This window comes from Kitasatospora sp. NPDC024654 (assembly GCF_055559155.1).
This window is the reverse complement of record NZ_JBVHLF010000008.1, coordinates 69,989-88,657: the sequence shown is the minus strand read 5'-3', so window position 1 is coordinate 88,657 and position 18,669 is coordinate 69,989. Positions and strand designations below refer to the sequence as shown.

The window sequence follows — 18,669 nt, the reverse complement described above, 5'->3', positions numbered from 1 at the left end:
GGGGGGGTGCGTTCCGGCGCGTGCCCACGGAAAGGGGCGCGCGGTGGTGTTCGTCCGCCGTCTGTCACCATGGAGCCATGGGTCAGTCCGAACAAGAACCACCGCAACCGTCTGACCCGAGACTCCCACCCGGGCAGCGCCTGCAGCGCGGCTGGCCCGTCCTGCACTACGGCCCGGTACCCCGGTTCAAGCCGCTGACCTGGGACTTCCAGGTGTTCGGAGCGACCGCCTCGGCGGAGAAGCACAGCTGGGACCACGCGGGCTTCCATACCCTGCCGCGGGTCACCGTCCGGGCCGACCTGCACTGCGTGACCCGCTTCTCGATGCTCGGCAGCGAGTGGAGCGGCGTCGCCGGACGGACCGTGCTTGAACTGGTCCCGCCGGCCCCCGGGGTGACCCATGTGATGGTCTGGGCCGAGTACGGCTACAGCGCCAACCTGCGGCTGGCCGACTTCGCCGACCCGCGCACGGTCTTCGCCACCCACCGCAACGGCGAGCCGCTGAGCGTCGAGCACGGCTTCCCGGTGCGACTGGTCGTCCCGCAGCTGTACGCCTGGAAGGGCCCCAAGTGGGTGCGGGCGGTGGAGTACATGCGGGCCGACCGGCGCGGCTTCTGGGAGGAACGCGGCTACCACAACCTCGCCGACCCGTGGGCCGAGCAGCGCTACTCCTACCAGGAGGAACCCGGCGACGGGCCGCTGCGCTGAGTCCTAGAAGTTGATGGTCACCGTGCTGCCCTTGGGCGCCTGCTGGCCGGCCGCCGGGCTCTGCCCGGAGACGCTGCCCAGACCCAGGAAGTTGAAGCCGGTGCTCTTCACCTGGAACCCGGCCGCGCCCAGCGCCTTGGTGGCGTCCGACTCGCTCATCCCGGTCACGTTCGGCACGGTCACCGGCTGCGGGCCCTTGGAGAGCGTCAGGGTCACCGTCGAGCCGGGCACAGCGGTGCCGGTGACGTCCTGCGCGGTCACCGAGCCGGACGGGACGGTGTCCGAGTAGGCCTGGCCGCCCAGCGCCGCCTTGAAGCCCGCCCCGGTCAGCGCCGACTGCGCCTGCGCGACCGGCTGGCCGACCACGCTCGGCACCGCCACCGGCGCCGGGCCCTGGCTGACCACCAGCGCGATCGGCGCGTTCACCGGCAGCTGCTGGCCGGCGGCCGGGTTGGTGGAGATCACCGAGCCGGTCGGCACGGTCGGGCTGTAGGCCTGGCTGGTCGTCCCCGGGGTCAGCCGGGCCGCGCCGAGCAACTGCTGCGCCTGGGCCAGCGGCTTGCCGGTGACGTCCGGCACGGCGATCCGCTCGGGCCCCCTGGAGAGCGTCACCGTCACCGGATCGCTCTTCCGGGCCCGTGCCCCGACCCCGGGGTCGGAGCTGACCACCTGGCCGGCCGGGACGTTCTCGCTGAACGCCTGCACGAAGCGGCCCTGCAGCCCGGCCCCGGCCAGCGTGGTGACGGCCTGCGCCTGGGTCTCGCCGAGCACGCTCGGCATGGTCGCGTAGACCGCGCCGGAGAGCAGGTAGCTGACCGCCGCGACCACGACCACCACGGCGGCCAGCACCGAACCCCAGATCAGCCGCCGCTTGCCGGCCGGCCGCATCGGCCGGCGGGCCGGCGTGGGCTCGTGGTACGGGCGCGGGCGGAGCAGCCGCATCGTCGCGTCCGCCGGCAGGTCCAGCACGGCGGTCCGCTCGGGCGGCGGCGCGGGGATCACCGAGGTCGCCTCGTTGGTGGCGAACCGCGGAGTGGGCCGGCTGGAGGCGGGGGGCTCGGCGTCGAGCTGGGCCGGCGTCAGGGTGCGCCGCAGCCGTTGCAGGGCGGCCAGCAGCTCCACCGCGTCCCACGGACGGGCCCGCGGGTCGCGGGCGGTGGCCGCGGCGACTATCGCGTCCAGCTCGGGCGGCAGGCCGGGGACGGTCAGCGAGGGGGCCGGGACGGTCTCGTGCAGGTGACGGTAGATCACCTGCATCGGGTTCTCGCCGGCGTACGGCTTGCTGCCGGTGAGCAGCTCGTACAGCATGATGCCGGCCGCGTAGACGTCCACCCGCTGGTCGGTCGCGGCGCCCGGCTGGACCTGCTCGGGGGCCAGGTAGGAGACGGTGCCCAGCACCACGCCCGGGGTGGTGGCGCTCGAACCGGTCGCCTCGGTGCCGGAGAGCAGCCGGACCAGGCCGAAGTCGGCGACCTTGACCATGCCGCCGTCGTTGATCAGCACGTTCTCCGGTTTGACGTCCCGGTGCACCAACCCGGCCCGGTGCGCGGCGCCGAGCGCGGCCAGCACCGGCTCCAGCACGTCCAACGCGGCCCGGACGGAGAGCGCGCCGCGGTCGCTCAGCACGTCGCGCAGGGTGCGCCCGGGGACGTACTCCATCGCGAGGAAGACCACACCCTGGTCGGCGCCCTGGTCGAAGACGTTGACCACGTTGGGGTGCGAGAGCCGGGCGACCGCCTTGGCCTCGCGGATGAAACGCGCGGTGAACTCGGCGTCCCCGGCCAGCCCCGGGTTCATCACCTTGAGCGCCAGCACCCGGTCGAGCCGGGTGTCGGTGCCCCGGTAGACGGTCGCCATGCCGCCCGCCGCGATCCGCTGCTCGACCCGGTAGCGGCCGTCCAGCAGCGTGCCCAGCAGGGGGTCGTTCAACGTCGTGTCCACCAGAGGAGTGTAGGGGGGTGACCCCGGCGGGTGTCCCGGGTGACACCGCGTCCGGGGCCGTTGTGCCCCGCTTGTGCCCCGCTCGTGACATTGGGCCAAGGGCGCGGGACGGTTGTCGGGGCGTCAGAACGCGGGCCGCTCACGGTGGTCGAGGTCGGCCCGGCCGGCCATCGCCGAGGAGGCCTCGGCGTGGAAGCGGCGCGGGATCCGGCCGGCCCGGTACGCCAGCCGGCCCGCCTCGGCGGCCCGGCGCATCGCGTCGGCCATCAGCACCGGCTCCTGAGCCCGGGTCACCGCGGAGGCCAGCATCACCGCCGAGCAGCCCAGCTCCATCGCCAGTGCCACGTCCGAGGCGGTGCCCGCGCCGGCGTCCAGGACCACCGGCACGTTGGCGCTCTCCACGATCAGCTGGAAGTTGTGCGGGTTGCGGATGCCGAGCCCGGAGCCGATCGGCGAGCCCAGCGGCATGATCGCGGCGCAGCCGACGTCCTCCAGCTTGCGGGCCAGCACCGGGTCGTCGTTGGTGTAGGGGAGCACCGTGAAGCCGTCGTCGACCAGGGTCTCGGCGGCGTCCAGCAGTTCGATCGGGTCGGGCAGCAGGGTCCGCTCGTCGGCGATCACCTCCAGCTTGACCCAGTTCGTGCCGAGCGCCTCGCGGGCCAGCCGGGCGGTCAGCACCGCCTCGCCGGCGGTGAAGCAGCCCGCGGTGTTGGGCAGCACCCGGATCCCGTTGCGGGACAGCACGTCCAGCACCGAGCCCTGGGTGTCCGCCTTCACCCGGCGCATCGCCACCGTGGTGAGCTCGGTGCCGGAGACCCGCAGTGCCTGTTCCAGCACGTCCAGGCTGGGCGCGCCGCCGGTGCCCATGATCAGGCGGGAGGTGAAGGTGGTGTCGGCGATCGTCAGGGTGTCGTCGGCCATGCCGCTCAGCCCCCCTGCACGGCGGTGAGGATCTCCACCCGGTCGCCCGCGGCCAGCGGGGTCCGGGCCCACGAGCCGCGCGGGACCACGGTCTCGTTGAGCGCGGCGGCCACCCCGGAGTGCGCGGTGCTCAGGGTGGCCACCACCTCGGCCAGGGTGGCGGTCCGGGCGACCTCGCGGGGTTCGCCGTTGACGGTCAGCTGGATCGGGTTCATGCGGCGGCCCTCTGGGTGAAGCGGAGCGGGGAGAACGGGACGGCGAGGTCGGGGACGGTGCCCTCGGCCAGGTAGGCGGCGAGCAGGTCGGCGGTGACCGGGGTGAGCAGCACCCCGTTGCGGTAGTGGCCGGTGGCGGCGGCCAGCCCGGGCAGCGCGGTCGGGCCGAGCAGCGGGGCGTTGTCCGGCGAGCCGGGGCGCAGGCCCGCGCCGGTCTCGGTGAGCGGCAGCTCGGTGACGCCCGGGACCAGCTGGTGCGCGTCGCGCAGCAGTTCGTAGACGCCGCCCGCGGTGACCGTGGTGTCGTAGCCCTGCTCCTCGGTGGTCGCGCCGATCACCAGCTCGCCGTCCGCGCGCGGTACCAGGTACAGGTGCTGGCCACGGACCACCGCGCGGACGTTGCGGGAGAGGAACGGCGCGTACGGGCCGGGGATCCGCAGCCGCAGGATCTGGCCCTTGACCGGGCGGATCGCGGGCAGCACCCCCTCCGGCAGGCCGGCCAGCCGGTGGCTGTACGGGCCGGCGGCGAGCACCAGCCGCCCGGCCGTCAGCTCGCTGCCGTCGGGCAGCCGCACCCCGGCCGCCCGCCCCGCGGTGACCAGCAGCTCCGCCGCCCGGTCCCGGTGCAGCCGCACCCCGGCCCGCTCGCAGCCGGCCAGCAGCGCGGCGCACAGCCGGCGGCCGTCCACCTGGTGGTCGCCGGTGACGAGCAGGCCGCCGCTCACCCCGGGGGAGAGCATCGGCTCCAGCCGGCGGGCCTCCCGGCCGGTCAGCCACTGCGAGTCGAGGCCCAGCCGCTGGTGGAACCCGTGCAGCTCGCGCAGCTCGGCCCGGTCGTCGGAGTCCAGCGCGACGGCCAGCGTGCCGGTGGCCCGGTAGCCGGTGGGCAGGCCGGTGGCCTCGGTCAGCTCGGCGGCGAACGCGGCGTACCGCTGGTTCGACGCGATGCCCAGGCGCAGCAGCGGCTCCTCGCCGTACTGCAGCTCGGTCACCGGGGCCAGCATGCCGGCCGCCACCTGCGCCGCGCCGCCACCGGGGGTGGGGTCGAGGACGGTCACCGCGAGGCCGCGTTGTGCGGTGCGCCAGGCCACCGCGAGGCCGATGACGCCGCCGCCGACGACCAGGACGTCGGTGGATGTGCGTGCCACGATGCGGATGCTCCCTTCGCCGGAATGACCCGGATCAGGTTCGGACGGTCGCGGGCCGCCGCAGCCCGCCTCTCAGCCCGGTGCGCCGGGCTCCCGTGATGTCTCACCCCACCTTATCGCCGGCCCCCGGGGCGGCCGAGGGTGCGTACGGAGGGTGGTATTGCGGTGCTCGTTAGAGTGGCCGAATGGCTGAGCTGAAGAGCACGGATCGGGTGGTCGTGGTCGGCGCCGGGCTGGCGGGGGCGCAGTGCGCCCTGGCGCTGCGCGAAGGGGGGTGGCAGGGCTCGCTGACGCTGGTCGGGGCGGAGCCGCGGGCGCCGTACGACCGGCCGCCGCTCTCCAAGGACGTCCTGCTGGGCAAGACCGACAGCACGCTGTACGAACTGGACTGGCAGCGGCTCGGCGTCGAGCTGCTGACCGGCCGTCGGGCCACCGGCCTGGCGCCGGGCCTGCTGCAGACCGACGCGGGGGAGCTGGCCTACGACCACCTGGTGCTGGCCACCGGTGCGGACCCGGTGCGGCTGCCCGCCGCGAGCGGCGAGCGGACGCTGCGGACCCTGGCGGACTCGCTCGCGCTGCGCACGGAGCTGCGGCCCGGGCGGCACCTGGTGCTGGTCGGCGCCGGCTGGATCGGGGCCGAGACGGCCACCGCGGCTCGGGAGCTGGGCTGCGCGGTGACCGTGCTGGAGGCGGCCGACGCGCCGCTGCCGGGGGCGCTGCCGGCCGAGCTGACCGCGCCGATGCGGGAGTGGTACCGGGCCGCCGGGGTGGAGCTGCGGCTGGGCGCCCGGGTGGCGGCGGTCGAGCCGGGCGCGGTGCTGCTGGCGGACGGCGAGCGGGTGGTCGCGGACGAGGTGCTGGTCGGGGTCGGCGCGCGGCCGGCCACCGGCTGGCTGGCCGGCTCCGGGGTGGAGCTGGACCCGGCCGGCACCGTGCTGGCCGACCAGCGGCTGCGCACCTCCCTGCCGGGGGTCTGGGCGGCCGGCGACTGCGCCAGCTACCCCTCGGCCCGGTTCGGCGAGCGGATCTCCGTCCAGCACTGGGACCACGCGCTGCACTCCGGCCGGGCGGTCGGCGCCGCGCTGCTGGGCGCGGAGGCGCCGTACGACCCGGTGCCGTACTTCTGGTCCGAGCAGTTCGGCCGGATGGTCCAGTACGCCGGCCGGCACGGCGGCGCCGACCGGCTGCTCTGGCGCGGCTCCCCGACCGACCCGGCGTGGAGCGTGCTCTGGCTGCGCGAGGGGGCACTGGTCGCGGTGCTCGCCGTGGACCGGCCGCGCGACCTGGCGCAGGGCCGCCGGCTGATCGAGCGGGCCGTGGTGCTGGATCCGGAGCGCGCGGCCGACCCCGAGGTGCCGCTGAAGTCCGCGCTGTGAGGTCAGCCGCCGGGCCGCTGGTGCGCGGGGGGTCGCCGGGATGGCAGGCTGGTGCCGTGAGTGAGATGGAATCCAAGATCGAATCCCTTGTCCAGGACTGGCTCTACCTGCCGGACATCTCCGAGCGATGGGGTGTCCAGGTCACCGAGGTCCGCCAGATGGTCAAGGACCACCGGCTGATCGCGGTCCGCCGCGGCCCCAACCGCTCGCTCCAGGTCCCGGCGGCCTTCATCGAGGACAGCGGGCTGGTCAAGCACCTGGCCGGCACCCTGACGGTGCTGCGCGACGGCAGTTTCTCCGACGAGGAGATCCTCGAGTGGCTCTTCACCGACGACCCGTCGCTGCCCGGCAGCCCGATCCAGGCGCTGCGTGAGAACCGCGGCACCGAGGTCAAGCGGCGCGCCCAGGCGATGGCGCTCTGATGACGGACCCGCGCGCCCGGCTGGCCGACGCCCGGCTGTACCTGTGCACCGACGCCCGGCGCGAGCAGGGCGACCTGCCGGAGTTCCTGGACGCCGTGCTGGCCGGCGGGGTGGACATCGTCCAGCTCCGCGACAAGGGCCTGGAGGCCCGGCAGGAGCTGGAGTACCTGGAGGTCTTCGCGGACGCCGCCCGGCGGCACGGCAAGCTCTTCGCGGTCAACGACCGGGCCGACGTGGCGCACGCCGCCCGGCCCGACGTGCTGCACCTCGGGCAGGACGACCTGCCGGTGCCGCACGCCCGGGCGATCCTCGGCCCGGACGTGCTGATCGGGCGCTCCTGCCACGCCGAGTCCGAGGTGGCCGCGGCCGTCGCCGAGCCGGGGGTGGACTACTTCTGCACCGGCCCGGTCTGGCCGACGCCGACCAAGCCCGGCCGGCCCGCACCCGGGCTCGGTCTGGTCGAGTACGCCGCCCGACAGGTGACGGACCGCCCGTGGTTCGCCATCGGCGGGATCGACCTGGGCAACCTGGACCAGGTGTTGGCCGCCGGCGCCCGCCGGGTGGTGGTGGTCCGGGCGATCACCGCGGCCGAGGACCCGGGGGCGGCGGCCGCCGAGCTGGCGGCCCGGCTGAGGGCTCAGTAACGGCGGACGGTCGCGGCCCGGGCCAGCGCGAGCAGCGTGGTCCGGGCCGCGTCGTCCACCAGCGGGGCCGCGTCCAGGGCCGCCAGCGACTGGGCCATCAGCGCCTCGATCCGCTCCTCGACCCGCTCGGCCGCGCCGCTGCGGGCCACCAGCTCGCTCAGCTCGGCGATCTCCGCCGCGCCCAGCCCGGGGGCGCCGAGCCGCTCGTCCAGCCGCCTGGCCCGGGCCGGCGGCAGGCCGCGCATGGCCAGCGCGACCAGCAGGGTGCGCTTGCCCTCCCGCAGGTCGTCGCCGGCGGGCTTGCCGGTCACCGCCGGGTCGCCGAACACCCCGAGCAGGTCGTCGCGGAGCTGGAAGGCCTCGCCGAGCGGCAGGCCGAACGCCGAGTACGCCGCCATCAGCCGGTCTGAGGCCCCCGCCAGCCGGGCGCCGACCTGCAGCGGGCGCTCGATGGTGTACTTCGCCGACTTGTAGTGCAGCACGGTCTGCGCCCGGTCCAGCGCTCCGGCGTCGGTGGAGTCGCCGGCCACCGGCTCCAGCACGTCCAGGTACTGACCGGCCATCACCTCGGTGCGCATCAGGTCGAAGACCGGCTTGGCGGCCAGCACCGCCGCCGGGTCGAGCCCGCAGCGGACGAAGAGCTCGTCGCACCAGATCAGCAGCAGGTCGCCGAGCAGCACCGCGGCGGCCGCCCCGAACTGCTCGCGGTCGCCGCGCCAGCCGCTGTCCCGGTGCAGCGCCTCGAAGCGGCGGTGGACGGACGGCAGGCCGCGCCGGGTGTCGCTGCGGTCCATCAGGTCGTCGTGCACCAGGGCGCTGGCCTGCAGCAGCTCCAGCGCGGCAGCCGCGTGCGCGATGCCGGTGCTCTCCGCCGCGCCGCCCGCGCCGCGCCAGCCCCAGTAGCAGAACGCCGGGCGCAGCCGCTTGCCGCCGTCCAGCAGGAACTCGCGCAGGGCCTCGGCGGCCGGCAGCAGGCCCGGCGAGATCGAGCCGAGCAGGGCGTGCTGGCCGGCCATGAACTCCGCCAGCGCGGTGTTGACGCGCTCGCGGACCGCCTCGACGTCGAGGGGCTGGACGGCTGTCGGGCTGGGCGAGGTCACGGGTGTCTCCGGAATCACTGGGGTGACCTCAGGGTAGCCGGGCTCCGTTCGAACTCGCGCGGCTGATCCACCCCTGTCGCGTCCCATCCACCGGGTGGGCCGCGCCGCAGGTGGTGGACCTCATGTCTCAGTTGGTGGACAAGGTTTGTTCGCGGCCGAGCGTCGGCCGCTAATCTGCGAACATGGCACTCGGTGTTTCTTCCACCAGAACCGACCGCGCTTCCACGGTCCGCGAACTGCTGGCGGCCGGCCAGCGCTCGTACTCCTTCGAGTTCATGCCGCCACGCAGCGAGGCCGCGGAGCAGAAGCTCTGGGACGCGATCCGCCGGCTGGAGGCGCTCAACCCGAACTTCGTCTGCATGACCTACGGCGCCGGCGGGTCCTCACGCGGCCGCACCGTCAACATGGTCGGCCGGATCGCCGCCGAGACCACACTGACCCCGGTCGCCCACCTCACCGCGGTGGACCACTCGATCGCCGAGCTGCGCAACATCATCGGCCACTACGCCGACCAGGGCGTGCGGAACGTCCTCGCGGTACGCGGCGACCCGCCCGGCGACCCGCAGGGCGAGTGGGTGCGCCACCCGCAGGGCGTCGGCTACGCGTACGAGCTGGTGGAGCTGATCAAGGGCATCGGGGACTTCTGCGTCGGGGTGGCCGCCTTCCCACAGATGCACCCGCGCTCGCTCAACTGGGACGACGACATCCGGCACTTCGTCGCCAAGGTCCGGGCCGGTGCCGACTACGCGATCACCCAGATGTTCTTCGAGGTGGAGGACTACCTGCGGCTGCGCGACCGGGTCGCCGCGGCCGGCTGCGAGGTGCCGATCATCCCGGAGATCATGCCGGTCACCAACGCCAAGCAGCTGGAGCGGTTCCCGCAGCTCAGCGGCTCGGCGTTCCCGGCCGAGCTGGAGGCCCGGCTGCGGGCCGCGGTGGACGACCCGGCGGCGCTGCGCGAGGTCGGCATCGAACACGCGACCTCGATGTCCGAGCGGCTGCTCGCCGAGGGGGCGCCCGGTCTGCACTTCATCACCCTCAACGGCTCGACCGCGACCCTGCAGATCTACCAGAACCTGGGCCTGCACCGCGGCTGAGCCGGCGGGCCCCGGGCATCCGCCGCGGCGGGCGCGGATGTGGGGCGGCGGCGGTCGAACGGGTACAGTCGCGGCACGCGCGCGTGCCGCGCGCCGGGCTGTGGCGGAGGTCGCTGATGGGCATCGGGATGCTGGTGTTGTACGCGGCCCTCGCGGTGGTCGCGCTCTGGCTGGTCGCCGAGCTGCTGTTGCAGAACCGTGCGCCGCTGCACTGGCGGGGCGCCGCGCTCGGCGGGTTCCTGCTGGTGGTGGCCGGGATGGCGACCCGCTCGGTGGTGCTGATCGGGGTCGGCGCGGTGGTCTTCGCGGCCGGCCAGGTGCTGGTGACCCTCGCGGTGAAGCGCGGCAAGCCGGCCGGCTGGTCGCTGCGCGCGGCGGACGGCTCACTGCCCGGACCACTGGCCAGGGTCCCGCTGCTGGGCGCGCTCACCGGCGGGGCGGCGGTGGCGGGCGCCGAGGCGGTGGCGGCGGACGTGCCGGTCGGCGAGGTCGGGCCGATCGAGGAGCCCGCCGAGGAACTCCTGCCGGAGTCCGCGGAGGACGCGGTGAGCGACGGGCTGGACGGCCCGGTGGGCCCGGACGACTACGGCGTCTACCAGGCCGTCGGGTACGAGCAGCAGCAGCCGGCCGGCTACCCGCAGTACGGCGCGGTCCCGTACGCCGGCTCCGGTTACCCGGAGCAGGGCTATCCGGCGTACCCGGAGCAGCAGCAGTACCCGGTCGACCCGTACGGCGTGCCGTACGCCCCCCAGCCCTACCCCGAGCAGGGCTACCAGTTCGCCGATCCGGCCTGGCAGCAGCAGCCGGGCTACGGCTACCAGCCGGAGGAGTACGGCCAGGGCTACCAGCAGCAGCCTTACCCCGAGCAGGGCTACCAGCAGCAGGCCGCCTGGCCCTCCGACTACCAGCAGCCCGACTACCAGCAGCCCGGCTACCAGCAGCAGTACGGCGGCATCCCGCAGCAGCCCGGCCACGAGTACCAGCCGCAGCCGGGGGGCTGGCCGCAGTAACGGCGCGGCGTCAGGCCGGGCCGATCAGGCCGGCCGTGACGCAGGCCGACATGCCCGCCCGGGCCAGCCCGCCGCCGGGGTGCGCCGCGCCGCCGATCAGGTAGCCGCCACCCGGCGCGGCGTTGCCGGGCAGCAGGAACGCCCCGCCCGCCCCCGCCAGCGCGGGCCGCGGCACGGCACCGCCGGGGGAGCCGGTCTCCCGCTCGGTGTCGGCCGGACTCCGCACCACCCGCCAGAGCACCCGCTCGCGCAGCCCGAGCCCGGCCGCGTCGACGTGCGTCAGCAGCGCGTCGGCGAACCGGTCGGCGACGCCGGGCGCGCTCCAGTCGAACCGGGCCCGCGAGGGCACGGTCACCGTGAGGGTGGCCGTCTCGTGGGCGTCGTCGGGGCGCAGCGTCGGGTCGTCCGGGCGCAGCACCTGCACGGTCGGGCGCGCGCAGAGCCGGGCGGTCCGGCCGAACAGCGCGTCCAGCTCGTCGGCCCGGTCGGCGGCGTGCACCACCGTCCGGTGCGCGGTGCCGTCCGGGCGCGGGCCGCGCAGCGCGAGCAGCACGCTGACCCGGCCGGGCAGCGCGGGGTCGCCGGGGCCGGGTCGCAGCACGGCGTCGGCCGCCGCCGGCCGCTCGACCCGCTCGCCGAACCGGAACTCCACCCCGCGCAGCTCGCAGCGCCGGTAGACCGCCTCGGCCAGCGCCCGCATCCCGCCGCGGACGTACCAGACCCCGAAGGACTGCTCCATGTAGGGGATCACGGTGGCGCCGGCCGGCACGGTGCGCGGGTCGAAGCCGAACCGGAGCGCGTACTCCTCCAGCAGCGCGGTCAGCGCCGGGTGCCCGTCGAGTTCGCGCTCGGCGACCCGGGCGAGGGTCGGCGCGCCGCCGCGCAGCCGGGCCAGCCCGCGCCGGGGCGGGGCCGGGTACGGGTCGGTGCGCAGCGGGCCGGGGTCGGCGGGCAGCGGCTCCTCCAGCAGCGGGCGCCGGGTGGCTTCCCAGACCGACCGGCCACGGTTCGTCACCGCTCCCCAGCGCTCGCCCGCGCCGGCCCCGAACGCGGTGTCCAGCGCCTGCCCGACCCCGCCGCGGGAGGCGTTCGGGAGCCGCGCGGACGAGCCGTCGGCGAACAGGTGGTGGCTCTCCGGCTCGACCGGGGCGAGTTCGACCAACTGTTCCAGCGGCTCCTTGCCGGTCTTCAACGCGAGGTCGCGGTAGACCGCGGGGAGGGTCAGCAGGGTCGGTCCGGTGTCGAAGGCGAAGCCGTCCCGGCGGTACTGCCCGAGCATCCCGCCGTAGGTCTCGGCGGCCTCGTACACCGTCACCCGGTGGCCGATGGTGGCCAGCCGCGCCGCTGCCGCCAGCCCGCTGATCCCCGCTCCGATGATGACGATCCGTGCCATGGCTGTTGATCCTAGGGGACCGTCCCCGCAGCTCAGGCGGTGACCGCGGTGGCCCGCGGCGCCCGCCGCTCGCGGCGCCGGGCCAGGAAGCGGCGGATCCGGCCGACCGCCAGCCGGACCAGCAGCAGCCCGAGGAGCAGCAGCCCGGCCGCGACGGAGCCCGCCACCCACGGGTGGAAGACCGCCAGGGTGACCAGCCCGGCCACCGTCAGGTCCTCGGCGATGCTGAGCGCGATGTTGCCGGCCGGCTCCGGCGAGGTGTTCACCGCCATCCGCAGCGAGGCCTTGACCAGGTGGCTGACCAGCGCGGTCGTCCCGCCCAGCGCGCCGGCGGCCAGCTCGCCGAGCGAGCCGGGATGCCGCGAGGCGATCAGCGCGGCCACCACGGCGCCGGCGACCGGCCGGATCACGGTGTGCACGGCGTCCCAGACGGTGTCCAGGTACGGGACCTTGTCCGCGACCGCCTCGCACAGGAAGAGCACGGCCGCCGCGACCAGCACGTCGGTGCGTTCCAGAGCCGGCGGCACCGTCCCGGCCCCGCCGAACCTGCCCAGCAGCCCGAGGATCAGCACCACGGCGTAGGCGTTGATCCCGCTGGCCCACCCGCTGGTGAAGATCAGCGGAACGATGGTCACGACGTCCTCCCCGTCCGGCGGCCGTCATCCGCCACCGCCGCCCGCCACGCTACCCCGCCCCGTGCTGGAGCTCGCGATCCCGCCGGCCGCCGAGGGAGCCGACGACCTGTTCCGGCAGGGCGTGTCGCTGATCGCCCGGGCCGGGCCGGACCGGCTGACCGTTCGGCGCCCCCGGGGACTGTCAGTGGTGGGCGACAGCATGGGAGTGCGGGCCGACCGGTCCGCGGCCGCCCGCAGTTGGACCGGGGGAGACCATGACCGTGACCGAGCTCCATGGGGGCACCTCCCAGCCGGAGGCCGCGGGAGAGCTCCCGCTGCGTTCCGTCGACGTCCACCCGGTGCTGCTCCGGGCCGGGGCGCCGCCCGCCGCCCGCGACCTGCTGGCCCAGGCGCGGCGCACCCTGGTCCGGGCCGGTGCCGCCGAGGACCCGCTGGAGCGGTACGCCACCGCGCACCTCGCCGCGCTGCGCACCACCGCCGCCGTGCTCGCCGTCCGGGGCCGCCCCGAGCGGGATCCGCGGCGCCGCCGGGCGATTCGCAGCGCCTGGTCCGTGCTGCCCGAGGTGGCGCCCGAACTCGCCGAGTGGGCCGGGTACTTCGCGGCCGGCGCGGCCAAACGGGCAGCCGCCGAGGCCGGCATCCGGGGCGCCGCCAGCATCCGGGACGCCGACGACCTGGTCCGGAACACCGCGCTCTTCGTCCGGCTGGTCGAGCGGATCCTGCGGCTCGGTGGCTCGGGAACCGGCGGTGGTTGACCGAGCGTGACCAGGGGTGGCGAGGGCCTAAGGTTGGTCCCGTCCGGCCCCTGTCTCGGAGGAGAGCTCACCGTGTACCCGACGCGTCCCCGCAGCGCCCTGCGTACCGCCGTGGTCTGGGAGGTGGTGCGCACGGCCCTGGAGCGGCGGGTCGCCGAGCTGGACCAGCCGGTGCTGGACGTCCTGGACACCGGCGGCGGCACCGGAAACTTCGCCGTGCCGGTGGCCCGGCTCGGTCACCGGGTCACCGTGGTCGACCCCAGCCCGGACGCGCTCTTCGCGCTGGAACGGCGGGCCGCCGAGGCCGGGGTGACCGACCTGGTCCGCGCGGTCCAGGGCGACACCCAGACGCTGCCCGAGGTGATCACCCCCTGCTCGGTCGACGCGGTGCTCTGCCACGGCGTGCTGGAGATGGTGGACGACCCGGCCGAGGCGCTCGGCCACCTCACCACGACCCTGCGCAAGGGCGGCCTGGTCAGCCTGCTCGCGGCCAACCGCAACGGCGCCGTGCTGGCCCGGGCGCTGGCCGGCCACTTCGACGAGGCCCAGGCGGTGCTGGCGGCCCCCGACGGCCGCTGGGGCGCCGGCGACCCGATGCCCCGCCGCTTCACCGCCGAGGAGCTGGACGGGCTGGCCGTCGCGGCCGGCCTGCGGGTCGAGTCGGTGCACGGGGTTCGGGTCTTCGCCGACCTGGTGCCCGGCGTGCTGGTGGACACCGAACCCGGTGCGATGGAGGCGCTGCTCAGGCTGGAGGAGGCGGCCGCCCAGCAGCCCGCCTTCCACGCCGTCGCGACCCAGCTGCACCTGCTCGCCGCGCTGACCTGAGCGCCACCCGGAGACTGTGCCGATCAACTCCGATCAACCGGAAACTCAACCGGGTGTTGGCACGTTTGGCAGCGTGCGGGATCAGTGCGGAACGGGTGGGGATCGAGCGGACACGACGATCCGCCGCCCACTCCGGACCGGGTCCCGGGCCCGTATGATCTGGGTAAAGCCTGACACGCATGACGGCCAGACGCATGGGGCATATGGACCACGACAAGGCCAGGTGGCGGACCGGTCGCCCCGCGACCGACGAGTAGGAGGACTCCGTGCCGCTCTCGGAGCACGAGCAGCGACTGCTCGACCAGATGGAGCGAGCGCTGTACGCCGAAGATCCCAAGTTCGCGACGGCGCTCGAGGGAACCGGCCTGCGCACCTACACCCGCCGACGGGTCTACCAAGCCGCCGCGGGCTTCACCGCGGGTGTCGCCCTCCTGATGGGGGGCATGGTCACCCAGCTGATCTGGGTGAGTGTCGTGGGCTTTCTGGTGATGCTGGGTTGCGCGGTCCTCGCGGTCGCCGGTTGGCGGCGCCATCCGGTCGTCGGCCCCGGCGCCGGGTACCGCACGGCTCCGCCGGCCCGTCGCAAGGCCGGCGTGATGGACCGGATGGAACAGCGCTGGCAGCGCCGCCGCGACGAGCACGACGGCCGCTTCTGACCGGAGCGGCTCCGCGACACCAGCACGGTGGGCGGGCAGTCCCGGGGGGACTTCCCGCCCACCGTGCTGTTCGGGCCGGGCCTCCGGCCCGGCCTACCCGTGCCGACCCCGCCGTAGCCCGGCCAGCGCCCGGTCCGCCCCGGCCCGCCCGCGCTGCCGCAGGACCGCCGGCCGGTCCAGCGCCTGCCGGACCGGCCGGGCCAGCGAGGCCGGGAGCAGCACCGCGCGCAGCCGCTGCCGCCGCCCGGCCGCGGCCCGTAGACCGTCCCGGACGGTGCCGACGTCGGCCCCCAGCGGTGCCGAGGGCTCGGGATCGCGGGCGTACAGCACCCGCTCGGCGGCCAGCGCCACCCGTCCCACCGCCTCCCGCGCCGGGCCGTCCAGCCCGGCCGCCTCGGTGAGCCACTGACCGGTGTGCCGCGGGCTGTGGGCCTCGTCCGGCAGGATGCCGAGGTCCCAGGCCGAGTCGACCAGCTCGGTCCAGGCAGCCAGTACCGCGGCGTCGGTCAGCCCGCCGTCCGGCGCCCCGGGCCGCCGCCCGCCACCCAGTCGACCGCGCCGCAGCCGGGCCCGCCACAGCATCGGCAGCAGGAGCAGCAGCAGGACGAGCAGCCCCCCGCCGACCCACGCGAGCAGCGCCGGCAGCACCGTGCTGCCCCCGACGGTCGAACCGGTGGCCGTCGTGGTCACCGGCGCCTGCTTGCCCGGGCAGTCCCCGGCCCGGCTCAGCTGCGCCGGGCAGCCGCCGCCGGTGGCCGGCAGCGCGGTCGGCTGGCCGGACGGCACCGCGCTCTGCCCGTCGGTGGGGGTGCTGGTGGCCGGCGCCGGCAGGTTGCCGGAGTAGTCCGGCGGGGTGCCCCGGGTCGGCGTCGGCTCGAAGCGCAGCCAGCCCGCGCCCTGGAAGTACAGCTCGGGCCAGGCGTGGTAGTCCTGCGAGCCGACCACGTAGTTGCCGTTGCCGAGGGACCGGCCGGGAGCGAAGCCCACCGCGACCCGGGCCGGGATCCCCAGCGTGCGGGCCATCGCCGCCATCGAGGCGGCGAAGTGCACGCAGAACCCCTTCTTGTCCTGCAGGAACTTGGCGATGGCGGCGGGTCCGGTGCCCGGGTCCACCTGCGAGCTGTAGGTGAACAGCCCGGAGGTGGCGAAGTAGGCCTGGAGCGCCATCGCCTTGTCGTAGTCGTCGTCCAGCCCCTGGGTGACCTGCAACGCGGTGCTGCGCACCACGCTCGGCAGGTTGCTCGGCAGCGCCAGGTCGCGACTGGTCACCGAGGCCGGCGCCGGGCCGGCCTGGCGGAGCTGGTCGGCGGTCGGCTTGGGGAGCAGCGAGGTGACCGTGTAGGAGAGGCCGGTGGCCTTCTGGCCGGAGTCCCCGATCAGCGAGCGGCTGACCGGCTCGTAGCGCCAGTCGCCGGACGGGTCGGCCCGGGTCATCGGGTAGGGCGCGGGGAGCCACTGGGTGCTGAGCTGGTTGCTGACCACCACCTGGGTCTGCATGGTGCTGCTGGCCGTCGCCGTGGAGAGCCCGTCGGGGGGCGGCAGGGTGCCCGGGACCGGCTCGGTGTCCTGCTGGCTGGGCTTCCACTCCACCCCGGTGAAGTCGTCCAGCGAGGTGATCCGCAGGTAGGAGCTCGCCGCGTCGGGGCTGTCGCTGTGGTAGCGGATCAGGTCCTCGCTGCGCTGGTCGCGCAGCCCGTCGGCGAGCGAGACCACCGGGTTCAGCGCGTCGATGCTGTCGCCGTTGCCGGCGCCGGCGTCGGGGTTGCGGTTGATCAGGCTGAGGTCCAGGTTCGGGGCGAGCCCCGGCAGGATCAGGGCCACCGCGAGGGCCAGCACGCCGATCAGCTGCCCGCCGGCGGCGAGTGCGGTGCTGTCCGGGCCGTTCCCGGCGGTCGGGCCGCGGAACACCCGGCCCCAGCGGGAGAGCCGGTCGCGGCCCTCGGCGTAGAGCAGCGCGAGGTAGCCGGTGGCGGCCAGCAGGAACCAGAGCCAGGCCGCCCCACTGCTCCCGGCCAGCCCGCAGCCGACGGTGAAGAGCGCCAGCAGCGGCAGCCCGGCCGGCGCGGCCCGCCGGTGGGTCACCGCCAGGGCGTCCACCAGCACCGCGACCACCGCGACCGAGGCGATCAGCAGGAACCGCAGGCCGGGGGTGGCCGGGGCCGGGATGGCGTACAGCCGGATGTCGCTGCCCGCGGAGCTGAGCAGGTCGCTCACCGCGCCGGGAGTGGCCGGCCCGGGCAGCAGGCCGCCGATCAGCGAGGGGCGCACCGCGCCGAGCAACAGCAGGTAGCACAGCACCAGCAGTTGGCCCGCCACGACCAGCAGCGGGTGCCGCGCGACCCGCCGCAGGCCCATCCCGACCAGGGCGTTGACCAGCAGCAGGAAGAGCGCGGGCACCAGCCAACCGGCCGGTTTCAGCAGCGGGGTCAGGCTGAGCGTGGCCAGGCCGGTGGCGGCCGTGGCGCTGACGGTGAGCCGGGCGCCGGCGGTCATCCGCTCGCCCCCTTCCGGGTCGGGCCGCGGTCGGCGCCGGCCGCCTGGGCGTATCGGTCCAGCTGCCGCCAGAGATCGGGTACGGCGTCCCCGGCCCGGGCCGGCAGGACGGTCCAGCCGGCCTCGCGCAGCAGCCGCAGCGGTCGGCCGCTCTCCCGCCCGTCGTCCGGGAGGGGCCGGCCCAGCCCGGTCCAGCTGCCGGTGTCCAGCAGGAAGGCGACCGCGGTGCCGGCCCGCCGGCGCAGCCGGCCCAGGCTCGCGATCCGCTCCTCGTCGAGCGTGCCGAGGATCGCCACCAGCAGGCCCTCGCCCTCCAGCCGCAGCGCCTCCTCGGCCCGGTCGAGTCCGGCGCCGTCGGACAGCTCCACCGCGGCGAGCGCGTCCAGCACCAGACCGACCGACTCGCCGACCGAGCCGACGGTGAGGCCCGCGGTGTCCGGCAGCGACTCACCGGTGTCGGTCAGCAGGCGGGTCCGGAAGCCGCGTTCCAGCAGGTGCACCGCGACCGAGGCGGCGCAGCTCACCGCCCACTCGAACGAGCCGGCCGGGCCGCTGCCGTGGTGGCCGATCTCGCGGGTGTCCAGCAGTACGGTGGCGCGGGCGCGCACCGGCTGCTCCTCGCGCCGGACCATCAGTTCGCCGTACTTCGCGGTGGACTTCCAGTGCACCCGGCGCAGGTCGTCGCCGTACCGGTACTCGCGCGGCACCGCGTCGTCGTCCCCGGCCTGCGCGAGCGCCCGGGAGACGCTCTCGCCGTAGCCCGCCCACTCGCCGGAGACCCGCACCGCGGGCAGCGGCAGCACCTGCGGCACCACGGTGAGCACGTCGGAGGCGTTGAACGCGCGGGTCAGCTCGCACATCCCGAACGGGTCGGAGAGCCGCAGCCGCAGCGGGCCGAGCCGGTAGCGGCCGCGCAGGTCGGAGCGGACCCGGTAGGAGACCTCGCGGTGGCCGCGCGGCTCGACCCGGTCCAGCACGAAGCGCGGGCGCGGCCCGAGCACGTACGGGACCATGTCCTCCAGCATCAGCAGCCCGGTGGGCACCCGGGAGACGTTGTCGACCCGCAGGTGCACCCGGGCCTCCTGCCCGGCGGTGGCCCGGTGCGGGGTGAGCCGGCGCCCGGAGGCGACCCGGTAGCGGGTGCGCACCAGCAGCACGGCGGCGGCCAGCGGCAGCGCGGCCAGCAGCACGCCGACCCGCAGCAGGGGAGCCTGGCCCAGCAGGTACGAGCAGACCACGGCGGTCAGGCCGGCGGCCAGGAACGCGCGGCCGCGGGTGGTCAGGCCGCGCAGCCCGGCCCGGAACCCGGACGGGTCATCCTGCTCCGCCAC

At 75.5% G+C, this 18,669-nt stretch carries 18 protein-coding genes and 1 riboswitch; of the genes, 9 read left to right on the top strand and 9 right to left on the bottom strand.

The genetic code is table 11. The features are described from left to right. Window positions 1-77: 77 nt before the first annotated feature. Window positions 78-707, top strand: coding sequence for a sulfite oxidase-like oxidoreductase (locus ACZ38L_RS07435; RefSeq protein ID WP_396561643.1), 630 nt, complete (start codon window positions 78-80; stop codon window positions 705-707). Between the two features lie 3 nt (window positions 708-710). Here the strand turns inward: ACZ38L_RS07435 and pknB are convergent, their stop codons facing one another. From pknB to thiO, 4 genes are all read right to left on the bottom strand, one after another. Next, window positions 711-2,648, bottom strand: a complete 1,938-nt coding sequence (gene pknB / locus ACZ38L_RS07430; protein ID WP_465690148.1) for a Stk1 family PASTA domain-containing Ser/Thr kinase — start codon at window positions 2,646-2,648, stop codon at window positions 711-713. Between the two features lie 123 nt (window positions 2,649-2,771). Beyond that, window positions 2,772-3,569: a thiazole synthase gene (locus tag ACZ38L_RS07425; protein ID WP_465690146.1), complete on the bottom strand. Its 798-nt coding sequence runs from the start codon at window positions 3,567-3,569 to the stop codon at window positions 2,772-2,774. 5 nt (window positions 3,570-3,574) lie between these two features. Then, window positions 3,575-3,784, bottom strand: a complete 210-nt coding sequence (gene thiS / locus ACZ38L_RS07420; RefSeq protein WP_396561637.1) for a sulfur carrier protein ThiS — start codon at window positions 3,782-3,784, stop codon at window positions 3,575-3,577. After that, window positions 3,781-4,932: a glycine oxidase ThiO gene (gene thiO / locus ACZ38L_RS07415; RefSeq protein WP_465690143.1), complete on the bottom strand. Its 1,152-nt coding sequence runs from the start codon at window positions 4,930-4,932 to the stop codon at window positions 3,781-3,783. The genes thiS and thiO overlap by 4 nt, the downstream gene beginning before the upstream one ends. Then, window positions 4,926-5,039, bottom strand: a riboswitch (TPP riboswitch). (Overlaps the previous gene by 7 nt.) A 78-nt stretch (window positions 5,040-5,117) precedes the next feature. Between thiO and ACZ38L_RS07410 the strand changes: the two genes are divergently transcribed. The 3 genes from ACZ38L_RS07410 to thiE all read left to right on the top strand — a co-directional run bounded on the left by ACZ38L_RS07410 (window position 5,118) and on the right by thiE (window position 7,374). Beyond that, window positions 5,118-6,308 (top strand): NAD(P)/FAD-dependent oxidoreductase, encoded by a 1,191-nt coding sequence (locus tag ACZ38L_RS07410; RefSeq protein ID WP_465690141.1) that lies wholly within the window; start codon window positions 5,118-5,120, stop codon window positions 6,306-6,308. Between the two features lie 65 nt (window positions 6,309-6,373). Continuing rightward, complete coding sequence (locus tag ACZ38L_RS07405) at window positions 6,374-6,730, top strand: Rv2175c family DNA-binding protein (protein WP_465690308.1); 357 nt, start codon at window positions 6,374-6,376, stop codon at window positions 6,728-6,730. Beyond that, window positions 6,730-7,374, top strand: a complete 645-nt coding sequence (thiE, locus tag ACZ38L_RS07400) for a thiamine phosphate synthase (RefSeq protein ID WP_465690139.1) — start codon at window positions 6,730-6,732, stop codon at window positions 7,372-7,374. Before ACZ38L_RS07405 ends, thiE begins: the two co-directional genes overlap by 1 nt. Here the strand turns inward: thiE and ACZ38L_RS07395 are convergent. Beyond that, complete coding sequence (locus ACZ38L_RS07395) at window positions 7,368-8,474, bottom strand: polyprenyl synthetase family protein (protein WP_465690137.1); 1,107 nt, start codon at window positions 8,472-8,474, stop codon at window positions 7,368-7,370. The two genes, thiE and ACZ38L_RS07395, sit on opposite strands and share 7 nt — an antisense overlap. Before the next feature lie 182 nt (window positions 8,475-8,656). Between ACZ38L_RS07395 and metF the strand changes: the two genes are divergently transcribed. Together metF and ACZ38L_RS07385 are read left to right on the top strand one after the other, a co-directional pair. Beyond that, a complete protein-coding gene (gene metF, locus ACZ38L_RS07390) occupies window positions 8,657-9,571 on the top strand; it encodes a methylenetetrahydrofolate reductase [NAD(P)H] (RefSeq protein ID WP_465690135.1) in 915 nt (304 codons plus the stop codon). 116 nt (window positions 9,572-9,687) lie between these two features. Then, window positions 9,688-10,581 carry a hypothetical protein gene (locus ACZ38L_RS07385; RefSeq protein ID WP_465690133.1) on the top strand — a complete coding sequence of 298 codons (894 nt, stop codon included), beginning with the start codon at window positions 9,688-9,690 and terminating at the stop codon, window positions 10,579-10,581. Window positions 10,582-10,591: 10 nt separating this feature from the next. Here ACZ38L_RS07385 and ACZ38L_RS07380 read toward each other — a convergent pair whose 3' ends face one another. Both ACZ38L_RS07380 and ACZ38L_RS07375 read right to left on the bottom strand, forming a co-directional pair. Beyond that, complete coding sequence (locus ACZ38L_RS07380; protein ID WP_465690131.1) at window positions 10,592-11,974, bottom strand: phytoene desaturase family protein; 1,383 nt, start codon at window positions 11,972-11,974, stop codon at window positions 10,592-10,594. Window positions 11,975-12,006: 32 nt separating this feature from the next. Beyond that, a complete protein-coding gene (locus tag ACZ38L_RS07375) occupies window positions 12,007-12,609 on the bottom strand; it encodes a DUF4126 domain-containing protein (protein WP_465690129.1) in 603 nt (200 codons plus the stop codon). 254 nt (window positions 12,610-12,863) lie between these two features. Here ACZ38L_RS07375 and ACZ38L_RS07370 point away from each other — a divergent pair, with 254 nt between their 5' ends. The 3 genes from ACZ38L_RS07370 to ACZ38L_RS07360 all read left to right on the top strand — a co-directional run bounded on the left by ACZ38L_RS07370 (window position 12,864) and on the right by ACZ38L_RS07360 (window position 14,845). Next, window positions 12,864-13,364, top strand: a complete 501-nt coding sequence (locus tag ACZ38L_RS07370; RefSeq protein WP_465690127.1) for an SAV_6107 family HEPN domain-containing protein — start codon at window positions 12,864-12,866, stop codon at window positions 13,362-13,364. Between the two features lie 72 nt (window positions 13,365-13,436). Next, entirely contained in the window at window positions 13,437-14,189 is a 753-nt protein-coding gene (locus tag ACZ38L_RS07365; protein ID WP_465690125.1) for a methyltransferase domain-containing protein, read from the top strand. Between the two features lie 266 nt (window positions 14,190-14,455). Beyond that, window positions 14,456-14,845 carry a DUF3040 domain-containing protein gene (locus ACZ38L_RS07360; RefSeq protein WP_465690123.1) on the top strand — a complete coding sequence of 130 codons (390 nt, stop codon included), beginning with the start codon at window positions 14,456-14,458 and terminating at the stop codon, window positions 14,843-14,845. Between the two features lie 93 nt (window positions 14,846-14,938). On the opposite strand, the gene ACZ38L_RS07355 is transcribed toward ACZ38L_RS07360, so the two are convergent. After that, window positions 14,939-17,338, bottom strand: coding sequence for a transglutaminase TgpA family protein (locus ACZ38L_RS07355; RefSeq protein ID WP_465690121.1), 2,400 nt, complete (start codon window positions 17,336-17,338; stop codon window positions 14,939-14,941). Beyond that, complete coding sequence (locus ACZ38L_RS07350; RefSeq protein ID WP_465690119.1) at window positions 17,335-18,669, bottom strand: DUF58 domain-containing protein; 1,335 nt, start codon at window positions 18,667-18,669, stop codon at window positions 17,335-17,337. Before ACZ38L_RS07350 ends, ACZ38L_RS07355 begins: the two co-directional genes overlap by 4 nt.